The organism is Streptococcus sp. HMSC078H12 (assembly GCF_001814615.1).
Lineage (GTDB): Bacteria > Bacillota > Bacilli > Lactobacillales > Streptococcaceae > Streptococcus > Streptococcus salivarius_F.
The window spans coordinates 118,675-141,686 of sequence record NZ_KV817343.1; the positions used below are offsets into that span (position 1 = coordinate 118,675).

The 23,012-nt window shown below is 40.9% G+C and carries 20 protein-coding genes and 7 pseudogenes; 16 read left to right on the forward strand and 11 right to left on the reverse strand.

The window, feature by feature from the left end:
- Positions 1–39: 39 nt before the first annotated feature.
- The 5 genes and pseudogenes from HMPREF2979_RS10155 to HMPREF2979_RS10160 form a co-directional block, all read right to left on the reverse strand.
- Positions 40–674 (reverse strand): annotated as a pseudogene (locus HMPREF2979_RS10155) (transposase); the annotation flags it as partial.
- Positions 675–749: 75 nt separating this feature from the next.
- Positions 750–1,784, reverse strand: a complete 1,035-nt coding sequence (locus HMPREF2979_RS08335) for a sensor histidine kinase (RefSeq protein WP_070656155.1) — start codon at positions 1,782–1,784, stop codon at positions 750–752.
- Positions 1,781–2,479, reverse strand: a complete 699-nt coding sequence (locus HMPREF2979_RS08340; RefSeq protein WP_070656157.1) for a response regulator transcription factor — start codon at positions 2,477–2,479, stop codon at positions 1,781–1,783. The genes HMPREF2979_RS08335 and HMPREF2979_RS08340 overlap by 4 nt, the downstream gene beginning before the upstream one ends.
- An 80-nt stretch (positions 2,480–2,559) precedes the next feature.
- Positions 2,560–4,647, reverse strand: coding sequence for an SSURE domain-containing protein (locus HMPREF2979_RS08345; RefSeq protein ID WP_070656159.1), 2,088 nt, complete (start codon positions 4,645–4,647; stop codon positions 2,560–2,562).
- 225 nt (positions 4,648–4,872) lie between these two features.
- A pseudogene (locus HMPREF2979_RS10160) lies at positions 4,873–5,317 on the reverse strand (ISL3 family transposase); the annotation flags it as partial.
- Between the two features lie 215 nt (positions 5,318–5,532).
- Here HMPREF2979_RS10160 and HMPREF2979_RS10495 point away from each other — a divergent pair.
- Together HMPREF2979_RS10495 and HMPREF2979_RS08355 are read left to right on the forward strand one after the other, a co-directional pair.
- Positions 5,533–5,661 carry a hypothetical protein gene (locus tag HMPREF2979_RS10495; protein WP_261787320.1) on the forward strand — a complete coding sequence of 43 codons (129 nt, stop codon included), beginning with the start codon at positions 5,533–5,535 and terminating at the stop codon, positions 5,659–5,661.
- A 106-nt stretch (positions 5,662–5,767) separates the two neighbouring features.
- Positions 5,768–5,911 (forward strand): annotated as a pseudogene (locus HMPREF2979_RS08355) (Rrf2 family transcriptional regulator); the annotation flags it as partial.
- A 143-nt stretch (positions 5,912–6,054) separates the two neighbouring features.
- On the opposite strand, the gene HMPREF2979_RS08360 reads toward HMPREF2979_RS08355, so the two are convergent.
- The 3 genes and pseudogenes from HMPREF2979_RS08360 to HMPREF2979_RS08370 all read right to left on the reverse strand — a co-directional run bounded on the left by HMPREF2979_RS08360 (position 6,055) and on the right by HMPREF2979_RS08370 (position 7,447).
- Positions 6,055–6,387: a glucuronide permease gene (locus tag HMPREF2979_RS08360; RefSeq protein WP_070656163.1), complete on the reverse strand. Its 333-nt coding sequence runs from the start codon at positions 6,385–6,387 to the stop codon at positions 6,055–6,057.
- Positions 6,388–6,421: 34 nt separating this feature from the next.
- Positions 6,422–6,892 (reverse strand): annotated as a pseudogene (locus tag HMPREF2979_RS08365) (HXXEE domain-containing protein).
- 15 nt (positions 6,893–6,907) lie between these two features.
- Positions 6,908–7,447: a TetR/AcrR family transcriptional regulator gene (locus HMPREF2979_RS08370; RefSeq protein WP_222609760.1), complete on the reverse strand. Its 540-nt coding sequence runs from the start codon at positions 7,445–7,447 to the stop codon at positions 6,908–6,910.
- 133 nt (positions 7,448–7,580) lie between these two features.
- Here HMPREF2979_RS08370 and HMPREF2979_RS08375 point away from each other — a divergent pair, with 133 nt between their 5' ends.
- The 9 genes and pseudogenes from HMPREF2979_RS08375 (at position 7,581) to HMPREF2979_RS08410 (ending at position 16,539) form a co-directional block, all read left to right on the forward strand.
- Positions 7,581–8,483 carry a cation diffusion facilitator family transporter gene (locus HMPREF2979_RS08375; protein ID WP_070656169.1) on the forward strand — a complete coding sequence of 301 codons (903 nt, stop codon included), beginning with the start codon at positions 7,581–7,583 and terminating at the stop codon, positions 8,481–8,483.
- Positions 8,484–8,595: 112 nt separating this feature from the next.
- The gene (hemH, locus tag HMPREF2979_RS08380) at positions 8,596–9,690 is read left to right on the forward strand and encodes a ferrochelatase (RefSeq protein WP_070656172.1); all 1,095 of its coding nucleotides are present in this window, start codon (positions 8,596–8,598) and stop codon (positions 9,688–9,690) included.
- Positions 9,691–9,786: 96 nt separating this feature from the next.
- Positions 9,787–10,824 carry a zinc-binding dehydrogenase gene (locus HMPREF2979_RS08385; RefSeq protein WP_070656174.1) on the forward strand — a complete coding sequence of 346 codons (1,038 nt, stop codon included), beginning with the start codon at positions 9,787–9,789 and terminating at the stop codon, positions 10,822–10,824.
- Positions 10,825–10,976: 152 nt separating this feature from the next.
- Positions 10,977–11,903, forward strand: a pseudogene (locus HMPREF2979_RS08390) (IS30 family transposase).
- 136 nt (positions 11,904–12,039) lie between these two features.
- On the forward strand, positions 12,040–12,435 hold the full coding sequence (locus tag HMPREF2979_RS08395; protein ID WP_004182480.1) for a CopY/TcrY family copper transport repressor: 396 nt from the start codon (positions 12,040–12,042) through the stop codon (positions 12,433–12,435).
- Between the two features lie 18 nt (positions 12,436–12,453).
- Positions 12,454–12,825 carry a cupredoxin domain-containing protein gene (locus HMPREF2979_RS08400; protein WP_070656176.1) on the forward strand — a complete coding sequence of 124 codons (372 nt, stop codon included), beginning with the start codon at positions 12,454–12,456 and terminating at the stop codon, positions 12,823–12,825.
- 11 nt (positions 12,826–12,836) lie between these two features.
- Positions 12,837–15,059 (forward strand): heavy metal translocating P-type ATPase, encoded by a 2,223-nt coding sequence (locus HMPREF2979_RS08405; RefSeq protein ID WP_070656177.1) that lies wholly within the window; start codon positions 12,837–12,839, stop codon positions 15,057–15,059.
- 354 nt (positions 15,060–15,413) lie between these two features.
- Positions 15,414–15,680: pseudogene (locus tag HMPREF2979_RS10165) on the forward strand (thiamine pyrophosphate-binding protein); the annotation flags it as partial.
- Complete coding sequence (locus HMPREF2979_RS08410) at positions 15,679–16,539, forward strand: alpha/beta hydrolase (RefSeq protein WP_070656402.1); 861 nt, start codon at positions 15,679–15,681, stop codon at positions 16,537–16,539. The pseudogene HMPREF2979_RS10165 and the gene HMPREF2979_RS08410, both read left to right, overlap by 2 nt.
- 50 nt (positions 16,540–16,589) lie before the next feature.
- Here HMPREF2979_RS08410 and HMPREF2979_RS10565 read toward each other — a convergent pair.
- Positions 16,590–16,835, reverse strand: a pseudogene (locus HMPREF2979_RS10565) (low temperature requirement protein A); the annotation flags it as partial.
- Between the two features lie 69 nt (positions 16,836–16,904).
- Here HMPREF2979_RS10565 and HMPREF2979_RS08415 point away from each other — a divergent pair.
- The 3 genes from HMPREF2979_RS08415 to HMPREF2979_RS08425 are packed head-to-tail and all read left to right on the forward strand — an operon-like array spanning position 16,905 to position 19,352.
- Positions 16,905–17,621 (forward strand): ABC transporter ATP-binding protein, encoded by a 717-nt coding sequence (locus tag HMPREF2979_RS08415; RefSeq protein WP_070656178.1) that lies wholly within the window; start codon positions 16,905–16,907, stop codon positions 17,619–17,621.
- A 1-nt stretch (position 17,622) separates the two neighbouring features.
- Positions 17,623–18,705 (forward strand): ABC transporter permease, encoded by a 1,083-nt coding sequence (locus HMPREF2979_RS08420; protein WP_070656179.1) that lies wholly within the window; start codon positions 17,623–17,625, stop codon positions 18,703–18,705.
- Between the two features lie 23 nt (positions 18,706–18,728).
- On the forward strand, positions 18,729–19,352 hold the full coding sequence (locus HMPREF2979_RS08425; protein WP_037599905.1) for a TetR/AcrR family transcriptional regulator: 624 nt from the start codon (positions 18,729–18,731) through the stop codon (positions 19,350–19,352).
- 98 nt (positions 19,353–19,450) lie between these two features.
- Here HMPREF2979_RS08425 and HMPREF2979_RS08430 read toward each other — a convergent pair whose 3' ends face one another.
- Positions 19,451–20,494: a threonine aldolase family protein gene (locus HMPREF2979_RS08430; RefSeq protein WP_081370417.1), complete on the reverse strand. Its 1,044-nt coding sequence runs from the start codon at positions 20,492–20,494 to the stop codon at positions 19,451–19,453.
- A gap of 117 nt (positions 20,495–20,611) precedes the next feature.
- Between HMPREF2979_RS08430 and HMPREF2979_RS08435 the strand changes: the two genes are divergently transcribed.
- Positions 20,612–21,493, forward strand: coding sequence for a LysR family transcriptional regulator (locus HMPREF2979_RS08435; RefSeq protein WP_070656182.1), 882 nt, complete (start codon positions 20,612–20,614; stop codon positions 21,491–21,493).
- Between the two features lie 27 nt (positions 21,494–21,520).
- Positions 21,521–22,285 carry a nucleoside phosphorylase gene (locus HMPREF2979_RS08440; RefSeq protein WP_070656186.1) on the forward strand — a complete coding sequence of 255 codons (765 nt, stop codon included), beginning with the start codon at positions 21,521–21,523 and terminating at the stop codon, positions 22,283–22,285.
- 59 nt (positions 22,286–22,344) lie between these two features.
- On the opposite strand, the gene HMPREF2979_RS08445 is transcribed toward HMPREF2979_RS08440, so the two are convergent.
- Positions 22,345–22,980: an HAD hydrolase-like protein gene (locus tag HMPREF2979_RS08445; protein ID WP_014634523.1), complete on the reverse strand. Its 636-nt coding sequence runs from the start codon at positions 22,978–22,980 to the stop codon at positions 22,345–22,347.
- Positions 22,981–23,012: the final 32 nt, after the last annotated feature.

Here is a 23,012-nt window from a genome sequence, read left to right on the forward strand (position 1 = left end):
GCTCTATGTCAACTGTAGTGGGTGACGAAAAGCTAACATCTAGAGAGGACCAGATAGGTCTTCTCTTTTTTATGTTCAGAGTGATGAAGACACGCTTCCTAAAGTTAATAAAGTTTCTAAAACCGAAGCCCAAGCGTTTTATGTCTTTGATCAACTTATTAGTCGCTTCAAGTTTTGCGTTTGAATAGTGTGTTTCTAGTGAGTTTTTGATGTATTGTTTGTGTCTAAGAAAAGTCCTAAAGACAGTTTGAAAATAATGATTGACGACGTTTAAGTTTTCTTGAATGAGTTCAAAAAACTCATCTGCTCTTTTCTCCTGAAAGTGAAAAAGTAAAAGAGTCGGTTAGCTCTTCTGAAAAGTCTAGTGTCTTCTCAACGACTTCATGTGGACTAAAGGTTTGACGGAAAGTCTTTGAATAAAAAGAGTTGAGAGATAGTTTACGGCTGTCCTTTTGAAAGAGTCTCCAGTGATTTTTCAAGGCTCGATAGGGTAGTGACTTCTTATCAAACTGGTTCATAATCGCAATTCTTTTCTTTAAAAAGGCTCGACTAAGGTGCTGGATAATGTGGAAACGATCAAGAACGATTTTAGCGTTTGGAAAAAGCCTTTTGGCAAGTGGAATATAAGCCCCAGACATATCCATAGTGATAAACTGCACCTGTTGACGAGCTTCATGCTTTCCTGCTGCAATTTCACACAAAGGCTATTGCACCATGAAAAGCTAGATTTGTAAAGGGATTTTACGGTTTTATTTCAAACTAAGGCTGAATGTAAACTTGCTTCCTAAGCCATACTGACTTTCTACTGTAATTTCGCCACCAAGCTGATAAGCTAGTTCTCGTGCAATCGCAAGACCTAAGCCATGCCCACCTGTTTTCATATTACGCGAAGTTTCTACACGATAAAGTCGTTTAAAGATCTTTTCCAAATATTCAGGAAGGATCCCCTGACCCTCGTCTTTCACACTGATTGTCAGCTCTTGTTCTGTTAATTGGGCAAGAACCTCGATTCTGGTTCCTGGTTCTGAATATTTAAAGGCATTGTTTAACAAATTGACCAGAATGCGAGAAAGTTTGTCAGAATGGCTCTTGATTTTCGCCGACTCAGGTGACACTTGAATGTAAACATCTCGCTCTTCTTGTTCAATCTGGAGCTGGAATTCACTCATTGACTCAATCAACAGCTGATCTAAAAAGATCTCTTCGACTTCTTCATCAGCAGTATCTTGAGGTTGTGTATTAAGAGTCAAAACATCCAATTCCTCCACTAGCTTGTTTAGACGCTCAGTTTGCCGACCAATCGTGGATAAGTAGTGGAGCCGCTCCTCTTCCTTAATCACTCCATCTAGAATTCCCTCCACAGTAACCTGAATGGAGGTAATGGGAGTTTTAATATCGTGAGAGAGCTGCGCAATCATCATTCTCTTTTCTTGCTCGCTCTCATCAAGTGATTGAAAGGTAGCCTGCAATTTGTGGGACATGTCATTAAAAGCCTGGTCCAGCTCTTGAAATTCTAATGGGCCTTTGGTTTCAATTTCTGTGCTGAAATCCTTGCTTGCTATATTCTGAGCTTGTTTTTTCAAATGTTTCAGAGAAGAGAAAACAGGCGACAAAAGAAAGATGCTCACTGCAGCGCCAATGAAACTAGCAATCAAGGTCATTCCAACTAGAAAGTAAACTTCACTTTTATCAATCAACATTCGTTGGACTGCCCAGAAAACGACCAAAATAGTCAGTATAGTAGACACTAGATAACCCACTAAAATATAGTTTTTTAATTTCAATTTCTACCTCTTGGTTTTTCCATCTTATAGCCCAAACCCCAGACAGTTTTGATAGCAGGAGCATTTGAATTCGTATACTTGGTCAATTTTTGCCTCAAAGCATGAATATGAACATTGAGTGTATTGGTATCATCCACATAGTCCTCTTGCCATACCTTCTCGTAAAGTTCCGTCTTTGAAAAGACTCTCTCAGGATTGCTGGCCAATACCCATAGAAGTTCAAAGGATTTTACTGTCAATTCCAAAGGTTGCTCCCCAAGGCGGACCTCATGAGTCACATGGTTGATTACCAAGTCACCAAACTCGATCTGTTCTGTCTCTCCCCCACGGCTAAGGCGACGCAAGATATTATTCACTCTTAAAACTAATTCGCGTGGGCTAAAGGGTTTGACTATAAAATCATCTGCCCCCAAACTTAATCCATAAATCTTATCTTGTTCGCTTGTCTTAGCAGTTGTAAAGAGGAAGGGTTGATTCGGGGCGATATACTGAACTTCACTGATAAAATCATAACCGTCCATATTGGGCATCATGATATCTGTGATAATAAGGTCGATAGATTTTTTTCTAAAAAGCTCTAATCCCTCTTTACCATCATGGGCGACTAAAACGTCATAACCAGCCTGTATAAGATAGCGGTTTTGAATATCTAGAATATTTATCTCATCATCAACCAGCAAAATTGTCTTTTTCATTTGACACTCCTTCGATAAAAACAGTGTTACACTTGCTTTAGTATAACACTGTTTTCTCTAATGTTTAAGTGATTTGAATCTTAATCTTCTCGTTTGGTTGTCAAACCCAAAAGTCCAACAAGCCCTGCCAAGGTTAGACCAAAGATACCAAGGCCAGCTGTAGCTGTTTTAGCTTCCCCAGTATTTGGTAGCATCGCTTTATCATCTTTTTTCATCATATTAGCCATTGGGCTAGAAGCTGGTTGATCTACTTTCATATCTGACATATGGTGATTTGTACCCATCATACCCTCAGTCGTACCTGTAGAGCCTGTTTCAGAAGGCTTCGTATTCATCTGACCTTGTTGAGATGGTATTGTCGCCATTTCTTTTCCACGAAGCTGAATCGTTACTTGACGAGTAGCAATCAGATTGGTCAAATCAGGTTTGCCGTCTTTAGCGCCATAGACTTTAACAGTAGCTAGATACGTATGGGTTCCGTTAGCTCGAAGTTGCTCCAGCAAGGCCTGACCATCTTTGCCAACCGTATTGCCATTCAAATCCACTTCGTAGAAATATTGGCCTTTAGCCAAGCCTTCAAGTGGCAATAGAGCAGGATTTTTAGCTGTTCCGTTGTCTGACCACGGAGCCTTGTCTGAAGCTTTCAAGATTAGACGAGTCAACATGCCATCTCCACCAAAAGCTTCGTAGGGAATTACTTGGTTGACACCGGCCAAGAAAGGTCCAGGAACCTTAGCCTTATCAAGGTAGCTAGCTGGAACATCAATCATGTCTTTGATATTGTTAACAACAGACTCTTTAACCTGATTTCGTGTGGTCAAGCCATTCAAATTGACAGTAAAATCTTTAGTTGCTACGAGATTGCTCAAATCTGCCTTGCCATCTTTAGCGCCGTACACCTTGATAGTAGCTTTATAACTTTGAGTGCCGTTTTGTTTTAAGAGGTCAAGCAACTCTTTATCTGATTTTCTTTGGGTGCCTGATAAATCCACTTCATAGAAGTAAAGACCTTTGCCCAATTTCTCTACTGGTGGGAGAGCAGGATTTTTAGCTGCACCATTGTCTGACCATGGAGCCTTGTCTGAGGATTTCAAAATCAAACGAGTTAACATACCGTCACCAGCGAAGAATTCATATGGAATGACTTGGTTAACACCGGCTGTGAATGGACCAGGGAAATTGGCCTTGTCCAAGTATGTAGCTGGAACATCAACCGTATCTTTAGTGTTGTCGGCCACACCTTTTTGAACTTCAGCTGAGGTAGTCAAGCCGTTCAAGTTAACATCCAAATCTTTAGTTGCTACCAGATTGGTTAAGTCAGGTTTGCCATCTTTCACACCGTACACCTTGATGGTAGTTTTATAACTTTGAGTGCCGTTTTGTTTTAAGAGGTCAAGCAACTCTTTATCTGATTTATCTTGAGTACCTGCCAAATCCACTTCATAGAAGTAAAGGCCTTTGCCCAATTTTTCTACTGGTGGGAGAGCAGGATTTTTAGCTGAGCCATTGTCTGACCATGGAGCCTTGTCTGAGGATTTCAAAATCAAACGAGTTAACATACCGTCACCAGCGAAGAATTCATATGGAATGACTTGGTTAACACCGGCTGTGAATGGACCAGGGAAATTGGCCTTGTCCAAGTATGTAGCTGGAACATCAACCGTATCTTTAGTGTTGTCGGCTACACCTTTTTGTACTTCAGCTGGGGTGGTTGCTGGTTGAGCTTCACTTGCTTCACGGTCTTGTCCAGAGACGGCAGGCGCAGGATTTGTCGCAGGTTCAACCACATCTTCTGTTTCTTTCTTAGATTCTGATTTTGCTTGCACTTCTTCTTTTGGTGCTACTACTTGGTCTTCAGCAGTCACATCCGATTTTTCTGGAGAGCTTGTAGTATCCAAGCTTGCTTTAGGTGCTGAGTTTACCTGTTCTGAAGGAAGAGCTGTATCGACTGCTTCTTTGAGAAGTTCAGCTGGTAAGTCGCTCTTTTCACTCACCGAAGCAGCGTCTGGTACGACTTGAGCAGGGGTCGGATTGACGACATCGGCACGTGCAGAACTTGGTTGCCCAACTAGGACAAAGAAGCCACTAGCCACAACAACTGAGGCAACACCGACACTGAGACGGCGAATAGACCAACGAGTATATCTTTGATTTTGATTGAATTTCATAGGATTCTCCTTAGAGTTTTTCTTTATTTGATGGCTCTAGTATAATATCCTAAAATAAAAAAGGCTTAAGGAAAAGTTAAATTTTTCCTTAAATCCCTCTTAAAAATACTTATATTGATTCATTAATCATTGGGGAAGAAAGCAGCCCTTCCTCTCCAACTCACTCAGCTCTGTTAGAGTATCCAAATGTTAGTTATTAATCACCGCCATGATATAGGTATCTGCCTGTAAGAGGTCATAGTGCTTTCTAAGTTCTTGAGAGTATGAAAGCAGTTTTTCTAAAATCTCTTTATTGGTCAAGTGTGAGTAAAAAGTCGGGCGATAAAAACGTCTATCGCTGAGTTTACTACTATCCTGTTGAATGAGTTTCCAGTTACGAATGACTGTCGAAGTAGAGACAGATAGACTGTCTGCGATAGCCGTCATAGGGACTTTCTCGATTAATTTTTGAGTGATTTTCTGGTTGACGATGGTCGCGATTTGGTGATTCTTTTTGACTAAGGAAGTCATATTTAGCCATTTGTCCTAAGTAGCGAGGGCACATAGGTGCAGGATAATCATCTAGCTTATCGATGACTTCTTTATGTGTTCCAGCATCAAAATAATCAAAAATCTTGATGTTCTTGTCTTTAATTACGAGTAAGTTTGTGATAAAATTTAATTGTTTCATAAGATTCTTTCTAATGATGGTTTGGTCACTTTTCATTATAGGTCTTATGGGACTTTTTTTCTACAACAAAATAGGCTCCATAATTCCTATGGTGGTTTTACCCACTACAGAAATTATAGAGCCTTTTATTGCAGTTTACAAAGACTTTTTAAGGATTTTAATTGCATTTTCTTCAGTCTTACTTGTATAATGAATAAAAAAGTAAAAATAGTATTATGAAAAAGAAATGGAAGGTAGTGACCAATTTCTCCAGCAGTGCAACGATTTCTTATATGCATGGAAGAGAAGTTTTTTGGATTGCTAAAGACAACGCCTTGATACTTCGTCAGCTTTTGGTACAATAGTACAAATTTACAAGAGGTGATTTATGATTTAGCAACTCACGATTCCCATTTTAGAGTTTGACAACAAGTCACATGGCCTGATCATTTAAAAAAAGTGAAGTAAGGAAGTCTTGCTTTACATATCCTAATGATGATTAGTAAGAGCAAGGAGTCATTACGTTCTAAAGCACTAGCAACTAGCGTTGGCACCAATGCTAGTCACATTCGAAAGGTAATCGCTTTTTTGAAAAATGCAGTTTTGATTCGTTCCTAGCAAGAAAAACAGTCCTCACTTTTAAAAAATAGAAAATAGGGGAGTTAAAAAGGATATAAACTGTAAAAGGTATAGCATTTTGGATGATGTATAGAATAATAAAAGAGCTCAAGTTTTCATTGATAAAACTTGAGCTTTTTTTATAGTAAGGCTAACAAGATGGTAAGGACCAGAGCGATGCTCATCCGAATCAGGTGGTGGGCTGGGTGGAACACTTCTTTGCGTTTCCCATTCCAATAGGCCCCGTAGCCAATCAAACCACAGCCAATCAGCCAAAGAACTAGAGTGACAATCGGTAAAAAGAAGTAGAGGGTGAGAGATAAGGTCGCAAGACTACTTCCGATGAGGAGAAATGTATTTCCTAGAGTGTGATTCCCTTTTTTAACTTCAGACAGAGAAGCCAATAAGTGAAGAAGAGCAAAAGCAAGGGCAAAGAAGGCCGTAAAAAAGCCGAGAAGAATGGGGAAGAACATAGGGTTTCCTTTCTAAGATATGATTGCCTGAGTACTATTTTTTATGACTGATTTTATGAAGAATCATAAATGATACTACAAGATTTAAAATAATAACCAATAAGGTAAAAAGAGAGTAACCATAAAGTTTAATTGGAAATTCATTTTTGAGATTGCAAAGAGCAAACAAACTCGTTAAAATGCCCGTCAACAATCCAGGCACATATTTTCGAATAACGACTGTCTGAATCAGATGTCCTAAGACATGGTAGATATAAGCGATTATGATGGTTGCGTAAATGCTATAGTTGTTAAACTGGTAACTAAGAAAAAGAGATAGAAGTAGAATCAGAAATTGCTCTAAGACAATGGCATTGAAAGCAAAAGGTGTGTAATAAGATAGGATTCGATTATTTGGATACTGGATTGATATTTTTTTGATAAAGGATGGCATCCAAACGATTTCTTCAAGTTCGTGAAGCATGAAGAGTGATGGAAATAGAAACTAAAATTGCACGCTGGTCATTGAAAATACTCCTTTCTAGTTTGTACCAACTTTCAGAATCTCCAAATAAAACTGAATCACTTCTTGTTCGGTGTAGGACTTACCTTTCTTCAACCACCAGCTGAGGGTTTCGATGAAATGGCTGACGACTAGGTGTTTGAGATAGGAGTGAGGAATGTTAGGGTACGATTGGATGAGTTCGTCGGCTACCATTGGGTAGACATCGTGTTCTAGTTCTTTTCGCAGTTGCCGTATAAAATAATCGTTTTTAGAGAGCAAGAGACTGGTCACATGATCTTGATTTTTCTTGAAATGCTGAAAGATATGGGCCAGATAGTCTTGTGGTGAGAGGTATTCAGCACGCTCAAAGAGATGGTGAAAGAGCTTTTGACAGAGTTCATCCAGTAGTAACTCCTTACTCTCGTAATGGCTGTAAAAGGTCGAGCGCCCCACATCAGCAAGGTCTATGATTTCCTGAACCGTGATGGCCTCGTAGTCTTTTTGATTGAGTAGTTGTAAAAAAGCATTATAGATGGCTTTTCGAGTCTTAGTAATACGACGATCCTGAGCAGTCATATGGACAATTTGAACAAACTGTTCAGTAACGTACAACCTAAACGGTTTGCTCCTATCCTTTCTGTTGATAGTAGTGGATAATAGATAATGAACAAGATGTTCATGAATCTATTATATCAGAGGATTTAGGATTATGAAGACAAAACATGCGGTCTGGATAGCTTTTTTCTTGAATTTAGGCTATGCCATTGTTGAGTTTATTGCAGGAGGAATTTTTGGATCCAGTGCGGTCCTTGCTGATTCCGTCCATGATTTGGGAGATGCGATTGCTATTGGGATTTCAGCCTTTTTGGAGAGCATTTCCAATCGTGAAGAAGACAGCCATTATACCTTGGGCTACAAGCGCTTTAGCCTTTTAGGGGCCATGGTAACGGCTGTGATTCTCATGACAGGATCCGTTTTAGTTATTTTGGAAAATATAACGAAACTCTTTCATCCACAACCTGTCAACGATGAGGGCATTCTCTGGCTTGGAATTATTGCCGTCAGCATCAATGTGCTAGCGAGTCTCGTCATTCGCAAAGGACAAACCAAGAACGAATCCATTCTCAGCCTGCATTTTCTAGAAGATACCTTGGGCTGGGTGGCTGTCATCCTAATGGCCATTGTTCTTCGATTTACCGACTTGTATATTCTGGATCCGCTCTTATCTCTTGCTATTTCCTTCTTTATTCTGTCAAAAGCCATTCCACGTTTTTGGAGTACGCTCAAGATTTTCCTGGATGCTGTGCCAGAAGGAGTGGATATCCAGCAAGTTAAGAGTGATTTGGAGCAGTTGGACTATGTGGCTAGTATCAATCAGCTCAATCTTTGGACCATGGATGGTTTGGAAAAGAACGCCATTGTCCATGTTTGTCTAGAGCATGTCAACCACATGGAGGTTTGTAAAGAAGCGATTCGTACCTTGCTCAAAGATTGTGGCTTTCAAAACGTTACCATTGAGGTTGATGAAGACTTAGCAACCCACCGAGCCCATAAACGCAAGATCAAAGAGTTGGAAGTGAATCAAAGTCATGGACATATTCATCACCATTAAGCAACGTTATTTAAACTCTTAGAGTTTGTCTCTAGGAGTTTTTTTGATACTAAGTTAACTAAAGTAAGCCTTTTCATGATAAAATAGAACAAACGTGGAACAAGGAGTAATTATGAGTAAAAGAGCTGTGTTGATGATGACTTTTGGGTCGCCAGAAGATATTACCTATGAAGGAGTAGCAGAATTTTTCACAAATATACGACGTGGAGTTCGTCCCGAACCCCATGAAATTCAGACCTTATATGACCATTACCTACGAATCGGTGGAACGCCGCTCCAAAGGATAACAAAGAAAGAAGTTGACTTGGTAGCTTCCGCTCTTGGAGAACAAGTGTCGGTTTACTTTGCCAATAAATTTTCCCGACCTTTCATCATAGATGCGGTTAAAGAGATGGAGAATGACGGAATTGAAGAGTGTTTGTGTTTGATCCTAGAGCCCCATTATTCATACTATTCAGTCATGGGCTATGAAAAATTTTTAGAAAGTGATCAAATTAAGTTCCAAATTATCAAGGACTGGTACCGCGAACCTTCTCTACTTCACTATTGGGCTGATGAAATCCGAAAGATTTTAGATCAGATTGGAGACGATAGCTATAAGGTAATTTTTTCAGCTCACAGTGTCCCAGTTTTGGCACTAGATTTTGGTGACCCCTATATCGACCAGATTTATGACAATAGTCGCTTGATTGCGGAGAATTTAGGACTTAGGGAAGAGCAGTACACCAATACTTGGCAGAGTGAGAGTGATATAGGTATTCCTTGGATTAAGCCTGATGTTTTAGAATATCTGCGAGATGAGAGTAACCACCCTGACCACTATATTTTTGTTCCTATTGCTTTTATTAGTGAGCATATTGAGGTTCTTTTTGACAATGATGTGGAATGTAAGGAGCTTTGCCAAGAGCTAGGTGTAGCCTATCACAGACCTCCTATGCCAAATAGCGATCCTCGTTTAATCAAGGCACTTCTTTCGACAATTCAGTCTCATATAGACGGTGACTATAGTGACTATCAACCTCAGCTGGAGACCTTTGATGAGTTGGAGGCTCCATCAAGTACGAGTCAGATTTTGGAAGAAGAGAATGATATCCAAATGCCAGATTTTGTGAAGAAGTTAATTGCCAAGAAAGGCCGCGAAAATGTCAAAATGCCCTATTTGATTAAGAAAATGCTAGAAAAGAAGTATGGGAAAAAATATGATTAGTTGCTATTGTTTGAAAGTAATTTGGATGGCTTGATTTGAGCCAGAGCTTAATTAAAAGTGTATACTAACAGTAACTAAAGAAAAAGAGGTAAACATATGAAATCAGCAGTTTACACCAAAGCTGGCCAGGTTGGTCTGGCAGAAATTGACCGCCCACAAATTGAGGCTCCGGATGATGCCATTATTCGCATTGTCCGTACCTGCGTTTGTGGTTCCGACCTTTGGAGTTACCGTAATCCTGAAATCGAAGAAGGACATAGTAATAGCGGTCATGAGGCTATCGGAATCGTCGAAGAAGTTGGTGAGGCTGTCACTACTGTAAAACCAGGTGACTTTGTCATCGCGCCTTTCACTCATGGTTGTGGAGAGTGTGATGCCTGTCGTGCCGGTTATGATGGGACTTGTGACCGCCATATCGGCAACAATTGGTCTGGTGGCGTACAGGCTGAGTATATCCGTTTCCATTTTGCCAATTGGGCACTTGTGAAAATTCCAGGTCAACCTTCAGATTACAGCGAAGGCATGCTTAAGTCACTTTTGACACTTGCTGATGTCATGCCGACGGGTTATCATGCGGCGCGTGTGGCTAATGTGCAAAAGGGTGATAAAGTGGTCGTTATCGGGGATGGGGCTGTTGGCCAATGTGCTGTCATTGCAGCTAAGATGCGTGGAGCATCGCAAATCGTCCTCATGAGTCGCCACGAAGACCGTCAACAGATGGCCTTGGAGTCAGGTGCGACAGCGGTTGTGGCTGAACGTGGTGAAGAAGGCATTGCCAAGGTGCGAGAAATTCTCGGTGGTGGAGCAGATGCAGCTCTCGAATGTGTGGGTACTGAAGCAGCAGTTGATCAAGCTCTTGGTGTTCTTCACAATGGAGGTCGCATGGGATTTGTCGGCGTTCCTCATTACAATAACCGTGCTTTAGGTTCGACCTTTGCCCAAAATATTTCTGTGGCAGGTGGAGCGGCCTCAGTTACTACTTATGACAAACAAGTTTTGTTAAAAGCAGTTCTTGACGGTGATATCAATCCGGGTCGTGTCTTTACTAATAGCTACAGCTTGGATGAGATTAATCAGGCTTATAAAGATATGGATGAACGTAAGACCATCAAGGCTATGATTGTGATAGAGTAACGAAAAGTCTAGTAGAATTGTTTCTACTAGACTTTTAACTTGGTGTACATAAAATTTTTTAAAATCCCCAATTTGTAAATTAGGCTAGACAGAAAAAGCCATCTATGTAAGGCCAGATAAACACCACATTTGTCTGAAAGGAACTAATATAAATGACCTATACTCATCTTATCACAAACGAGCTCGTAATGATAGAGGCTTACTATCAAGAAAACACAAAAGTTTCAGATATTGTGACCTCACTTGGCAGATCAAAACAGACAATCTACAATGTCATCAACTATCTGAAAGAGGGGGACTCTGCATATGATTACTATAACCGTTATAAAGTCAATAAGAAACGTTGTGGTCGGAATAAAACAAGTCTTACGCAATCAGAAAAAGATTTTATCCAAACTCATTTAGAACAAAGTTGGAGCCTTGATGTCATTAAAGGAACTTATCCAGATAGGGTTTCTTGTTCTATGGGAACTCTCTATCGACTAGCAGACCGTGGTATTTTAAAGAAAGAGGATTTCCCTTGGAAAGGCAAAAGAAAACCAAATGGTCATAGCGAAAAACGAGGAAAACAAGCGTTTCGTAGCGATTTGCGTGAGAGAGCAGACAGTTATCCCGATTTTAAGACGGAATTCGGTTATCAAGAAGGAGCTACAATTGTGGGTGAAAAGAACAAAAGTGCAGTCATTACCTTAGTAGAATGCTGCTCAAAAGCAATCATCACACTGAAAATCAAATGATGGAAAGAAAGTGATATTGAGGCTTCCATTAATCAATGGTTGTCTCTAGTCCTCAGCAATCTCTTTAAGTCGATCACTTTTGATTGCGGAAAAGAATTTTCTAATTGGAAATCTATTTCGAATGCACATGACATTGATATTTTCTTTGCGGATCCAGGATGTCCTGGGCGACGAGGTCTCAATGAACATTCTAATGGCTTATTAAGACGAAATAGACTACCTAAACAAATGGATTTTACGAATATTTCTCAAAATTATTTATCAGCTACAGCTGATAAAAGAAATAGAATTCCTAGGAAGTCTTTGAATTATCAAACACCATACCAAGTTTTTCTGAGTTAAAGGAGTGAAAAAGCCCAATCAGACAAATCTTCAAAGGAGGATTTGTTTTTTTTAAAACTTTTGGTTGACAAATGTAAATCTTAGGAGTAGAATAACATCGTAAGGTTTACAAATGTAGATTTAGAAAGGAGAGGTCATGCAAATTTCCAATGCGGAATGGCGCATCATGAAGATTATCTGGATGGAAGGCAAGCAGACCAGCACGGATTTGATCGCCGTCTTGTCCGAGCGCTTTGACTGGTCGAAGTCAACCATCAAGACTCTCTTGACCCGCTTGGTGGAAAAGGGGTGCTTGACTAGAGAAAAATCAGGCAAAGCCTTTGTTTACTCCGCTCTGTTGACGCAGGATCAGAGTTTAGACTTGGTGGTTGAGGAGGTGAAAGACAAGGTTTGCTCCAAAAGGATTGTCCAGGTGCTTGAAAACTTGATTCAGGCGAGTGACTTTACGCTTGCAGATCTTAATCAGCTGCAGCAGGTCCTGGAAGAAAAGAAAGCAGAGGCTGTCGAAACAGTCCCTTGCAATTGTATGTAATAGAAAGAAGGAATTTCAATGTTTGGATTGTTAATTAGTATTGTATGTTTACTTGGGGTTGCTTTTATTGCTTGGTGGTTCTTTGCAGAGCATGAAAAGGTAAGCGGCCACGCTCGTCAGAAATCAGGTTATCAAGAAATTGAAGTCGAAGTCATGGGGGGCTATTCGCCTGAAACCATTGTCCTGAAAAAGAATGTTCCAGCCCGGATCATCTTTCATCGCAAGGATCCATCTTCATGTCTGGCTCAAGTGATCTTTCCAGATTTTGGCGTTCATGAAGATTTGCCTTTAGGTGAAAAACATGTCATTGAAATTACGCCAGAAAAAGCGGGCGAATATGGGTATTCATGTGGAATGAACATGATGCATGGTCAAATGATTGTGGAATAAAGGAGTTAGGTATGGTAGAAAAACAAAAAGCAGTTGTGGAAAACGGAGTGCAAAAGATCCGTATTACAGCAGAAAAGGGCTATAGTCCCAAAGAATTTCAACTTCAAAAAGGGATCCCTGCTGAAATCACCTTCCATCGGGTCAATCCTTCTGGCTGTTACAAGGAAATTTTGTTTGAAGATCAGGGGATTTTAGAGCCTTTGGAAGTCGGTGTGGATAAGGTGATATCCTTTACCCCGACAGAAACAGGGGACTTTGAGTTTTCATGTGGAATGAAGATGCAAAAGGGTTCCTACACGGTTGTGGAAAAACGCCGTCGTGTCTTAAGTTTACTGGGTCGCTTTTGGATTACTAGTATCTTTACCCTTCCTTTATTGATCTTGATGATTGGGATGTGGGCAGGATTTGTCTCCCATCCAGTCAGTCGCTGGGGGACTTTTCTAGCGACAACGCCGATCATGTTGGTAGCAGGAGTACCTTTTATCAAGAGTGCCTGGGCCTCATTTAAGAAGCACCATTCCAATATGGATACCTTGGTAGCTCTTGGAACCCTGGTAGCCTATGTCTATAGTGTATTTGCCCTTTTTACTGGTCAGCCAGTATACTTTGAGGCTGCGGGTTTTATCATCTTCTTTATCCTTTTAGGGCAAATCTTTGAAGAACGGATGCGTAACAATGCCTCCGAGGCTGTGGAAAAGTTGTTGGATTTGCAGGCAAAAACGGCTCAAGTTCTCCGTGATGGGAACTATGTCGAGGTGGCGGCAGAAGATATCCAAATTAATGACTTGATTCGGGTCCGTCCTGGGGAAAAGATTGCGGTTGATGGGACGATTGTAGAAGGAAGTACGACCATTGATGAGTCGATGGTGACAGGTGAAAGCTTGCCTGTGGAAAAATCAGTTGGTGATGCAGTTATCGGCTCCACTATCAACAGCAATGGGACCATTCTCTTTAAGGCTGAAAAAGTCGGTAGTGAGACCCTCTTATCTCAAATTGTGGACTTTGTCAAAATGGCCCAATCCAGTCGTGCTCCAATTCAAGATTTGACGGATAAGATTTCAGGTATCTTTGTTCCAGTGGTGACGATTTTGGCCATTGCGACTTTCTGGGTTTGGTCCGTGCTTCTGGGCGCGTCGCTTCAAGAGGCCATGCTCTATGCAGTCTCTGTCCTCATTATTGCCTGTCCTTGTGCTCTTGGTTTAGCAACCCCAACAGCCCTGATGGTCGGAACCGGCCGTAGTGCTAAGATGGGGGTTCTGATTAAAAATGGAACAGTTCTTCAAGAAGTGCAAAAGATTCAAACCGTTGTGTTTGATAAGACAGGGACTATTACCATTGGCCAACCACTTGTAACCGATGTTGTAGGAGATGAAGCGCGTGTCTTGACACTGGCTGCTAGTCTTGAAACCTTTTCAGAACATCCACTAGCCCAAGCGGTGTTATCCCAAGCAGAAGAAAAAGGTTTGGTGTTATCCCCTGTGGAAAACTTCCAAGCGATTGAAGGAAAAGGGGTCCAAGGTCAAATCGACCAGCAGTTGGTGACCTTGGGAAATGGTAAACTTCATGACGGGACAGCGATGGATCCGGAGCTTGAAAAACGGATGGTAGAGTTGCAAGAGCAGGCCAAAACAGTGATCAATTTGGCTGTGGATGGGCAAGTGATTGGCTTGATTGCCATTCAAGATGCTCCGAAGGCCAGCTCAAAAGAAGCGATCAAAAAGCTCAAAGAACGGGGCTTGAAAACGGTCATGTTAACGGGGGATAATGAACGGGTGGCCCAAGCTATTGCTAAGCAAGTGGGAATTGACACCGTCATTGCTGATGTCCTTCCTCAAGAAAAAGCTAGCGCCATCCAAAAACTGCAAGAAGCTAGCAAGGTCGCGTTTGTTGGAGATGGGATCAATGATGCTCCAGCTCTCTCGATCGCGGATGTGGGGATCGCTATGGGATCTGGAACGGATATTGCGATCGAGTCCGGTGGCATCGTGCTCACGCAAAATGATTTGCTTGGCGTTGTGCGCGCCTTTGACATGAGTCAAAAGACCTTCCGCAGGATCTTACTCAATCTCTTCTGGGCCTCTATCTACAATATCCTTGGGCTTCCAATTGCTGCTGGAGTCTTTGTAGGACTGGGATTGACCCTCAATCCAGAACTAGCAGGTCTTGCCATGGCCCTTAGTTCTTTGTCTGTTTTGACTAGCTCTCTGCTTCTCAATGTTGCGAAAATTGATTAGACTCAACAAAAAAAGTGGTACAGAATTCATTTAATATTCTGTACCACTTTTTTCTCTTCTCTTCTCTTACAGCCACAAGAGAAAACAGAAGCATATATTTTATAATAAAATATCCTATTATAAGATAGTTTGTGAAAATTTCTCAAATTCAGCATCTGTTATGTAATAGGAATTGAGCATCTCTGAGCAGATCCTTATACATATGAATCTCTTTGTGTTAAATTAGTACTTCAATCGTTTTCATGAGAATGGTCAGAATAAATTCATTTTCAAGACGAGCTTTGATCGGAAAGATGAAGTAGAAGCGCTGTGCTTCATTTTTCAGGATCAAATTAGAAATAAAGGAGAGTTAGAATGACTCAAGAGAAAATTACTGCATCTGCAGCAATGTTGAACGTATTGAAAACAAGGGGCGTAGATACCATCTACGGAATCCCATCAGGAACACTTAGCTCATTGATGGACGCTTTGGCTGAAGACTAAGATATCCGTTTCTTGCAAGTTCGCCACGAAGAAACTGGTGCTCTTGCAGCAGTTATGCAAGCTAAATTTGGTGGCTCTATCGGGGTTGCAGTTGGTTCAGGTGGACCTGGTGCGACTCACTTGATCAATGGTATTTATAAAGAAAAAAGATCTTATTTTCAGTCTTTTAGCAATGCTTGGTCTTGTTTGTGTAGGTGGTTGGCATTTTATTTCCCAAAACCAAGCGCAGGCCGTAAAAGCAGAAGCAAGAAAAACATTTATTCAATCAAGCCGTCCGACCATTTTTTTCCATGGTTGGGGCTCAAGCAGTCGTGCTGAAAGACATATGGCTAATGCGGCTAAAAAAGCTGGCGTTACTCAGACTATTATCGAAGCTAAGGTAGCTGAGGATGGGACAGTCACTCTAAAAGGAACCATTCCTAAAGATGCTGTCAATCCGATTGTCCTAGTCAATTTTGACAATAATCGAGGAGCTAGCACTCAGGATCAGGGCAACTATGTCTACGCTGTTGTCAAAGCTCTCCAAGATACTTATGGAATTACGGAAATGAATATGGTTGCTCACTCATACGGGAATATGGCCATCGTCTACTATATGCTCCAACACGGCAGTGATACGAGTCTACCTAAATTGGTCAAACAAGTGGATATTGCTGGTCACTTTAACGGAATCATCGGTATAGATGAACCGGAAAATCTCACACTAGATGACGAAGGAAAACCATCTAGCATGACAGAGTCCTATCAAGAGCTCTTGTCTCTTGGAAATCACTACCCTCAAGGTCAGGTTGAAGTTCTTAACATCTATGGCAATACAGGTAAAGGGAGTGATGAGCGCGTGACCAATTTGTCTAGTCAATCTTTGGGCTACCTGCTTAAAGGACATGTCAAATCCTATCAAGAAAAGGAAATCTCAGGTCCTGGTGGCCAACACAGTAAACTTCATGAAACAGCTTTAGTTGATGGGCCGATGATTGCTTTCTTGTGGGGCAAATGAGTTTATAAGAAAACAAAAAATTCTAGTAGAGGATGTCTACTAGAATTTTTTTAATACAAATCCCAATCCAGAGTTGAGAATTTCTTGGTTCGGGTTATATAAAAATGCGTAAAATGAATTTCCATTGCTAAGGTCATCACAGTTGCGATGGAGATGACAGTAGTAGGATTGGCTGAAAAAAGAAGGGAGAGAGCCAGTCCGAAAAGGAAGATTCCTGCTTGGATACCATAAAATGTCTTATTATAGCGAAGGTAGCTCTTGTTTTTCTGAAAAAAATTAAATTTTCCGCTTGACAAGTGAGTGAACACTCACTACAATATCACTTGTAATTGAAAGTGAGTAAATACTCACCAAGGAGGATGCAAATGAAAACATTGCTACATTTACAAGATTTACAAAAATCTTTTGGTCAACAACTTGTGTTAAACCACGTTGGTTTTGAATTACAGTCTGGGGAAATCATTGGTCTAATCGGTCCTTCTGGTGCTGGTAAATCAACCATGATTAAAACCATGTTAGGGATGGAAAAGGGAGATAGCGGTATCGCTTTAGTCTTAGACCAGACCATGCCCAATCGTCATATTCTGGGAGATATAGGCTATATGGCCCAGTCAGATGCTTTATATGATGCTTTGTCAGGACAAGAAAATCTGGAATTTTTCGGTCAGCTAAAAGGACTTTCCAAAAAAGACTTAACAACAGAAATTGCCCATGTGTCTCAGGTGGTAGATCTAACAGATCACTTAAATAAGGCTGTGTCTGGTTATTCCGGAGGCATGAAACGACGCTTGTCGCTGGCGATTGCGCTTTTAGGAAATCCTCAACTCCTGATTTTGGACGAACCGACAGTTGGAATCGACCCTTCTCTTCGAAAGAAAATCTGGAAGGAATTAATTACTCTTAGAGACAAGGGTGTAGGAATTTTGGTTACCACCCATGTCATGGATGAGGCAGAGCTGACAGATAAGGTTGGCCTCTTGTTAGGTGGAAACATCATTGCCTTTGATACACCAAAAAATCTCAAGGAAAGTTATGGTGTTTCAAGTATTGAAGAAGTCTTTTTGAAAGCGGAAGGAGAATAAGATGAGAACCCTTGCCATTGCAAAAAAAGTTATCAAAGAATTGCTTCGTGACAAACGAACCCTTGCCATGATGTTTGTGGCTCCAGTCTTTATCATGTGGTTGATGAACCTCATGTTTTCGGCTAGTACAACCGTGAACATCAAGCTAGCAACGCAGGATCTACCAACTAGTTTGGTAAAGAAAATGGATGATCTGGACCATGTCAATGTGAAAACATACAAAGACATGGAGCAAGCCAAAGAAGACTTGGCTGATGAGAAAGTCGACGCCGTCATTTCTTATAAAGACGGGGAGTATCAGGTAGATTATGCCAATACAGATGCTTCGAAAACTGCTATGACCCGTCAAGTATTGCGGACCAGTATCGCCAGTGAAGGCACCAATCAACTATTAACTCGTGTTAAACAGGCCCTTCCTCAATTGAAACTCGATGCAAAATCACCAGAAATTAAGGAATCTTATGAGTATGGGAATGAAGATACAGGTTTCTTTGCCAAAATGATTCCAGTCTTGATTGGATTTGTCGTCTTCTTCTTTGTCTTCTTGATTTCAGGGATGGCGCTGTTGAAAGAACGCACCAGCGGGACCCTAGATCGCTTATTAGCCACTCCGGTCAAACGTTCTGAAATCGTCTATGGTTACATGATGTCTTATGGAATCATAGCTATTCTTCAAACAGCAGTTGTTGTTTTAGCAGCTATTTGGTTGTTGAATATTGAAGTTGTCGGAAGTTTATTAAATGTTATAATAGTTAATGTGGTATTGGCTCTTGTAGCACTCGCCTTCGGAATTCTCTTGTCCACCTTGGCCAAATCAGAATTTCAAATGATGCAATTTATTCCTCTTGTGATTATGCCGCAGCTCTTTTTCTCAGGAATCATTCCTCTTGGTTCAATGGGAGAGTGGGCAAAAACAATTGGGAAATTCTTGCCTTTGACCTACTCAGGTGATGCCATGAGTCAGATTATTCTTTACGGACGTGGACTTGGAGATATTTTACCAAATATTGGTGTTCTACTAGTCTTCCTTGTCGCTTTGACAGTTCTCAATATTGTCGGCTTGCGTCGTTACCGTAAAGTATAAAATATAAATATACGAGGATGAAAATGAGTGAGAGTGTTTTTGAGTCGTTTGAAGCTTATCTAAAGGGTGCAGACTATCCCAAGGGAAAGAAAAAAATCATGCAGGCGGCGGTCGATTTGATTTCTACTAAGAGTTACAATGGAACCTCCACCTTACAAATTGCTAAACATGCGGGACTTAGCCAAGCAACGCTCTTCAAGTATTTCAAGACCAAAGAAGATTTATTAACGGCTATTTTGCACCCTGTTGTTCCAGGACTTTTCGGTCGTTTTTTTGAAGAACTTTTAGCCTTAGAAACGACTGAAGAAAAGGTGCATTATCTGGTCCAAAATCGTATGGCCTATCTCAAAACGAATCGCGCTTTGATGAAAATTATTCTTCAGGAAATTTTTTCAAATAAGAAACTGAGAAAAGAACAACTTTATATTTGGAATACTCTTCAGGATAAATTATTAGTACTCCATAAGGAATTGATAGCAGATTCACGAGTGAATCCTGAAATCACGGTTCCTCAAATGGTTCGTATTTGTATAGGTCCCTTATTGGCCTACTTTGCCCAACTCTATATCGTTAGCGACAATAGTGACATAAGAGAAGAAGACTTAAATTTGTTGGAAAAACAGATTTTAGGTGGTTTGTGGAAATAAAACCTGACTGCAATCATATTTCTTAAAGTAGCATACAAAAAGACATGTTTCTATCTAAAGCAGATTCATGTCTTTTTTTGTTGGATTTATAATTTTAATTATAATCCTTCAATCACCTGACACAGTGCCTCCACATCTTCCTTTTGAGTGGACCATGAGGTCGCAAAGCGAATGACAGTTAGTTCGTCATCATACTTTTCCCAGAAGGAGTAGACCACTTTCTCAGAGAGTTTTTCCATCTGCTCTTTTGTCACCAAACAAAAGATCTGGTTGGTCGGATTTTCAAAATAGAGAGGAAGTCCTGCTCTTTTACAAGCTTGACGGATCTGATTAGCATAAGTAATCGCATCATGGCCGATAGTGTTATATAGATGGTTTTTGAACAATTCGTCAAATTGGATGCCTAACAGTCTGCCTTTGGCTAAGAGAGCGCCATGTTGCTTGATGATGGTGGTCATATGAGGAAGGAGACGAGGATTAGGAATGACCACCGCCTCTCCAAACATGGCCCCGCACTTGGTGCCACCGATGTAAAAAGCATCACAGAGCTGGGCGAGGTCAGCTAGAGTCACATCATTTTCAGGACAAGCCAGAGCATAGGCTAGACGTGCTCCATCGACAAAAAGCTTAACATCGTGCTTTCTGCAGACTTGAGCAATAGCTTCCAATTCTTCTCTTGAATAAAGTGTTCCAAGCTCAGTCGGTTGTGAGATGTAGACCATGCCTGGCATGACCATGTGTTCGTGATTGCCATCTGCCCAATAATCTTCAATAGTTTCTTTAATTTGTTGGGCGGTCAATTTACCGTCTGCTGTATCGAGTTCTAGAACCTTGTGGCCGCCAAACTCGATGGCCCCAGCCTCGTGCACACTGACATGCCCAGTTTTCGCTGCGATCACTCCTTGATAAGATTGAAGGAGGCTATCGATCATGATTTGATTGGATTGGGTCCCGCCCATAAGAAAGCGAACTTCTGCTTGGAGACAGTCACAGGCCTCTCGAATCTGTTCAATGGCACTCTTGGTAATCGGATCTGTCCCGTAACCTGTCATTTCCACTTGGTTGGTTTCCATCATACGTTTGAGAATGTTAGGGTGTGCTCCTTGTAAATAGTCATTGGCAAAATTCAGTTGTGTCTTCATTTGAATGTTTCTCTTTCTTTGTTGATGATATTAGTTTAAAATACTTATTGATATAACACAAACGGCAAAAACTCATCGCATCTATGATATAATGTAATGGATAGAGAGGAGCAGTTTATGGATGCCAGTAAATGTCAGGCTGTTTTAGTAGCTAGTGAGACCGGTTCTTTTTCAGCAGCAGCAGAACAGCTGAACTATACCCAGTCAGGGATTACGAGAATGATTTCAAGTTTAGAGGAAGAATTAGAATTCCCGATTTTCATACGCAACAAAAAGGGTGTTCGCTTAACGGAAAATGGCAAGTTGATGATTCCCTATTTCAGGGAGATTGTTGATGTCAATCAAGTAGCTACCCAAGTCAGTGAGGAAATTAAAGGGGTAGTCAGAGGTTCCATCACAATTGGCTGCTACTTTAGCGTGTCCTCCATGTGGATGCCTAGCCTCCTAAAGACTTTTTCCGAAACCTATCCATTGATTCAAATTACTCTGTTAGAAGGTGGCAATAAGGAGATTGCCAAGTGGCTAGCCGAAAAATCTGTCGATATTTGTCTGTGCGCTGAGCCTCAGGATAGTGGGGAGTACAGCTGGAAAGAATTGTATCGAGACCCCTTGGTGGCTTGGTTGCCTAAGAATCATCCCAAAGCCAAACAAAAGACTTACAAGATTAAGGATCTGGAAACAGAAGATTTTATCCATACCTTACCTGGTCAAGATACAGACCAGGACCGCTTAATCAAGCAAGAAGGCCTTAATCTGCAGACACGATTCACAACCAAGGACGGCTTTACGACCTATCAGATGGTCAAGGCTGGTCTAGGAGTCAGCTTCAACCAAGCTATGATTGCAAGAGACTGGAAAGAAGAAGTGGTGCAAGTTCCTCTTAGTCCGAAACATTTTGTTTCACTGGGAATTGCTCTTCCTAAAAAAGAAAAAACTTCCCCAGCTGTCCAACGATTTATGGATTGCCTTGATTCTTGGTTGAAAGATTTGTTGAAATAATCTGTTATTAGCATATTAGGAGAGAGTATGATACATAAACATGAAATCCCAATTTTAGAGTTTGATGACAATCCTCAGGCTGTGATTATGCCGACCCATGAGGATTTAGGTTTGGACTTGCCGGCTAGGTGTGTTTACGGCTTTTTAGAGGAAGAAGTAGAACGCTATGCGATATCAGTTGGCGCTGAAAAAGTTGGCGAATTTGTCTCTGCCACCAAAACCTATCCTGTTTATGTCATGAATTACAATGGGAAGGAAATTTGTTTGGCTCAAGCTCCAGTTGGCTCAGCTGCAGCTGCACAATTTATGGATTGGCTAATTGGTTATGGTGTAAAGCAAATCATATCAACTGGAACTTGTGGCGTCTTGGTAGACATACCAGAGAATGTTTTTTTGATTCCGACGAGAGCTTTGAGAGATGAAGGTGCAAGTTACCACTATGTTGCGCCATCTCGCTATATAGACATGAATGAACAAGCTCTTGGAGCCATTGAGAAAACGTTAAAACAAAAGAAAATCCCCTATGAAGAGGTCATGACCTGGTCTACAGATGGCTTTTATAGGGAGACACCAGACAAGATTTCCTATCGTATTGAAGAGGGCTGTAGCGTTGTAGAGATGGAATGTGCAGCACTAGCAGCAGTTGCCCAATTTCGTGGAGCTATTTGGGGCTTACTTCTCTTTACGGCAGATTCCCTTGCAGATATTGACAATTACGATCAACGAGATTGGGGTTCAGAGGCTTTTGATAAGGCTTTAGAGCTTTGTCTAGATATCATTGTTCAGATGTAATTTTGATTCAATAAAAAAGAGCATGACTATATAATCTTGCTCTTTTTATATGTAAATCACTATTTCAAAATATCCCAAAGTTCTTGGGTGGTATCAGCTACAAAATCAGGCTTCCCTGCCAATAGGGTTTCGTTTACTCCAAATCCCCAGGTTACCGCTATTGTTTTGATGCCAACCGTTTTTCCTCCAATCAAGTCGAACTTGGTATCACCAACAATGACGGACTGGTCTTTAGGTGCTTCATTTTCAGAAATGGCACGCTGCAAGACATCAGCCTTGTGAAAGGCACTAGGAGTAGATCCATAAATGCCATCAAAATATTCAGTAATTCCAAGGTGTTTGCACATCTCCAGAGCGATAGGTTCATTTTTTGAAGTTGTGATAAAGATTTTTTTGCTAGTATCTTGACTAAGTTGTTGAAGGATTTCTTTTATGCCATCATAGAGGTGAGCCTCCAATTGCCCTTTAGTCTCATAATAGTCACGATAAATTTTGACAGCTTGGTCAGCACCTTCTTCACTAACCTCTTCTTTAAAGGTTACTTCGAGAGGTGGTCCCATAAAGGTACGAATTTTCTGATCACTAGGAACAGGAAGGCCTAGTCTTTCAAAGGTTTGAACAAAACCATTGTGGATTCCCTCAGAACTATCAACGAGGGTACCATCAAGGTCGAAAAAAATGTGTGTGAGTGTCATAGAATTCTCCAACAAAGTGTCCTTGGTTTATT

Excerpts from the sequence above, each read along its gene's own strand:
- HMPREF2979_RS08420 (WP_070656179.1), top strand. The coding sequence starts at position 17,623 with ATGAGAACCCTTGCCATTGCAAAAAAAGTTATCAAAGAATTGCTTCGT.
- HMPREF2979_RS08375 (WP_070656169.1), top strand. The coding sequence starts at position 7,581 with ATGAAGACAAAACATGCGGTCTGGATAGCTTTTTTCTTGAATTTAGGC.
- HMPREF2979_RS08340 (WP_070656157.1), bottom strand. The coding sequence starts at position 2,479 with ATGAAAAAGACAATTTTGCTGGTTGATGATGAGATAAATATTCTAGAT.
- HMPREF2979_RS08415 (WP_070656178.1), top strand. The coding sequence starts at position 16,905 with ATGAAAACATTGCTACATTTACAAGATTTACAAAAATCTTTTGGTCAA.
- HMPREF2979_RS08345 (WP_070656159.1), bottom strand. The coding sequence starts at position 4,647 with ATGAAATTCAATCAAAATCAAAGATATACTCGTTGGTCTATTCGCCGT.
- HMPREF2979_RS08400 (WP_070656176.1), top strand. The coding sequence starts at position 12,454 with ATGTTTGGATTGTTAATTAGTATTGTATGTTTACTTGGGGTTGCTTTT.
- HMPREF2979_RS08370 (WP_222609760.1), bottom strand. The coding sequence starts at position 7,447 with ATGACTGCTCAGGATCGTCGTATTACTAAGACTCGAAAAGCCATCTAT.
- HMPREF2979_RS08440 (WP_070656186.1), top strand. The coding sequence starts at position 21,521 with ATGATACATAAACATGAAATCCCAATTTTAGAGTTTGATGACAATCCT.
- HMPREF2979_RS08445 (WP_014634523.1), bottom strand. The coding sequence starts at position 22,980 with ATGACACTCACACACATTTTTTTCGACCTTGATGGTACCCTCGTTGAT.
- HMPREF2979_RS08435 (WP_070656182.1), top strand. The coding sequence starts at position 20,612 with ATGGATGCCAGTAAATGTCAGGCTGTTTTAGTAGCTAGTGAGACCGGT.
- HMPREF2979_RS08425 (WP_037599905.1), top strand. The coding sequence starts at position 18,729 with ATGAGTGAGAGTGTTTTTGAGTCGTTTGAAGCTTATCTAAAGGGTGCA.
- HMPREF2979_RS08360 (WP_070656163.1), bottom strand. The coding sequence starts at position 6,387 with ATGTTCTTCCCCATTCTTCTCGGCTTTTTTACGGCCTTCTTTGCCCTT.
- hemH (WP_070656172.1), top strand. The coding sequence starts at position 8,596 with ATGAGTAAAAGAGCTGTGTTGATGATGACTTTTGGGTCGCCAGAAGAT.
- HMPREF2979_RS08395 (WP_004182480.1), top strand. The coding sequence starts at position 12,040 with ATGCAAATTTCCAATGCGGAATGGCGCATCATGAAGATTATCTGGATG.
- HMPREF2979_RS08405 (WP_070656177.1), top strand. The coding sequence starts at position 12,837 with ATGGTAGAAAAACAAAAAGCAGTTGTGGAAAACGGAGTGCAAAAGATC.
- HMPREF2979_RS08385 (WP_070656174.1), top strand. The coding sequence starts at position 9,787 with ATGAAATCAGCAGTTTACACCAAAGCTGGCCAGGTTGGTCTGGCAGAA.
- HMPREF2979_RS08430 (WP_081370417.1), bottom strand. The coding sequence starts at position 20,494 with ATGAAGACACAACTGAATTTTGCCAATGACTATTTACAAGGAGCACAC.
- HMPREF2979_RS10495 (WP_261787320.1), top strand. The coding sequence starts at position 5,533 with ATGAAAAAGAAATGGAAGGTAGTGACCAATTTCTCCAGCAGTGCAACG.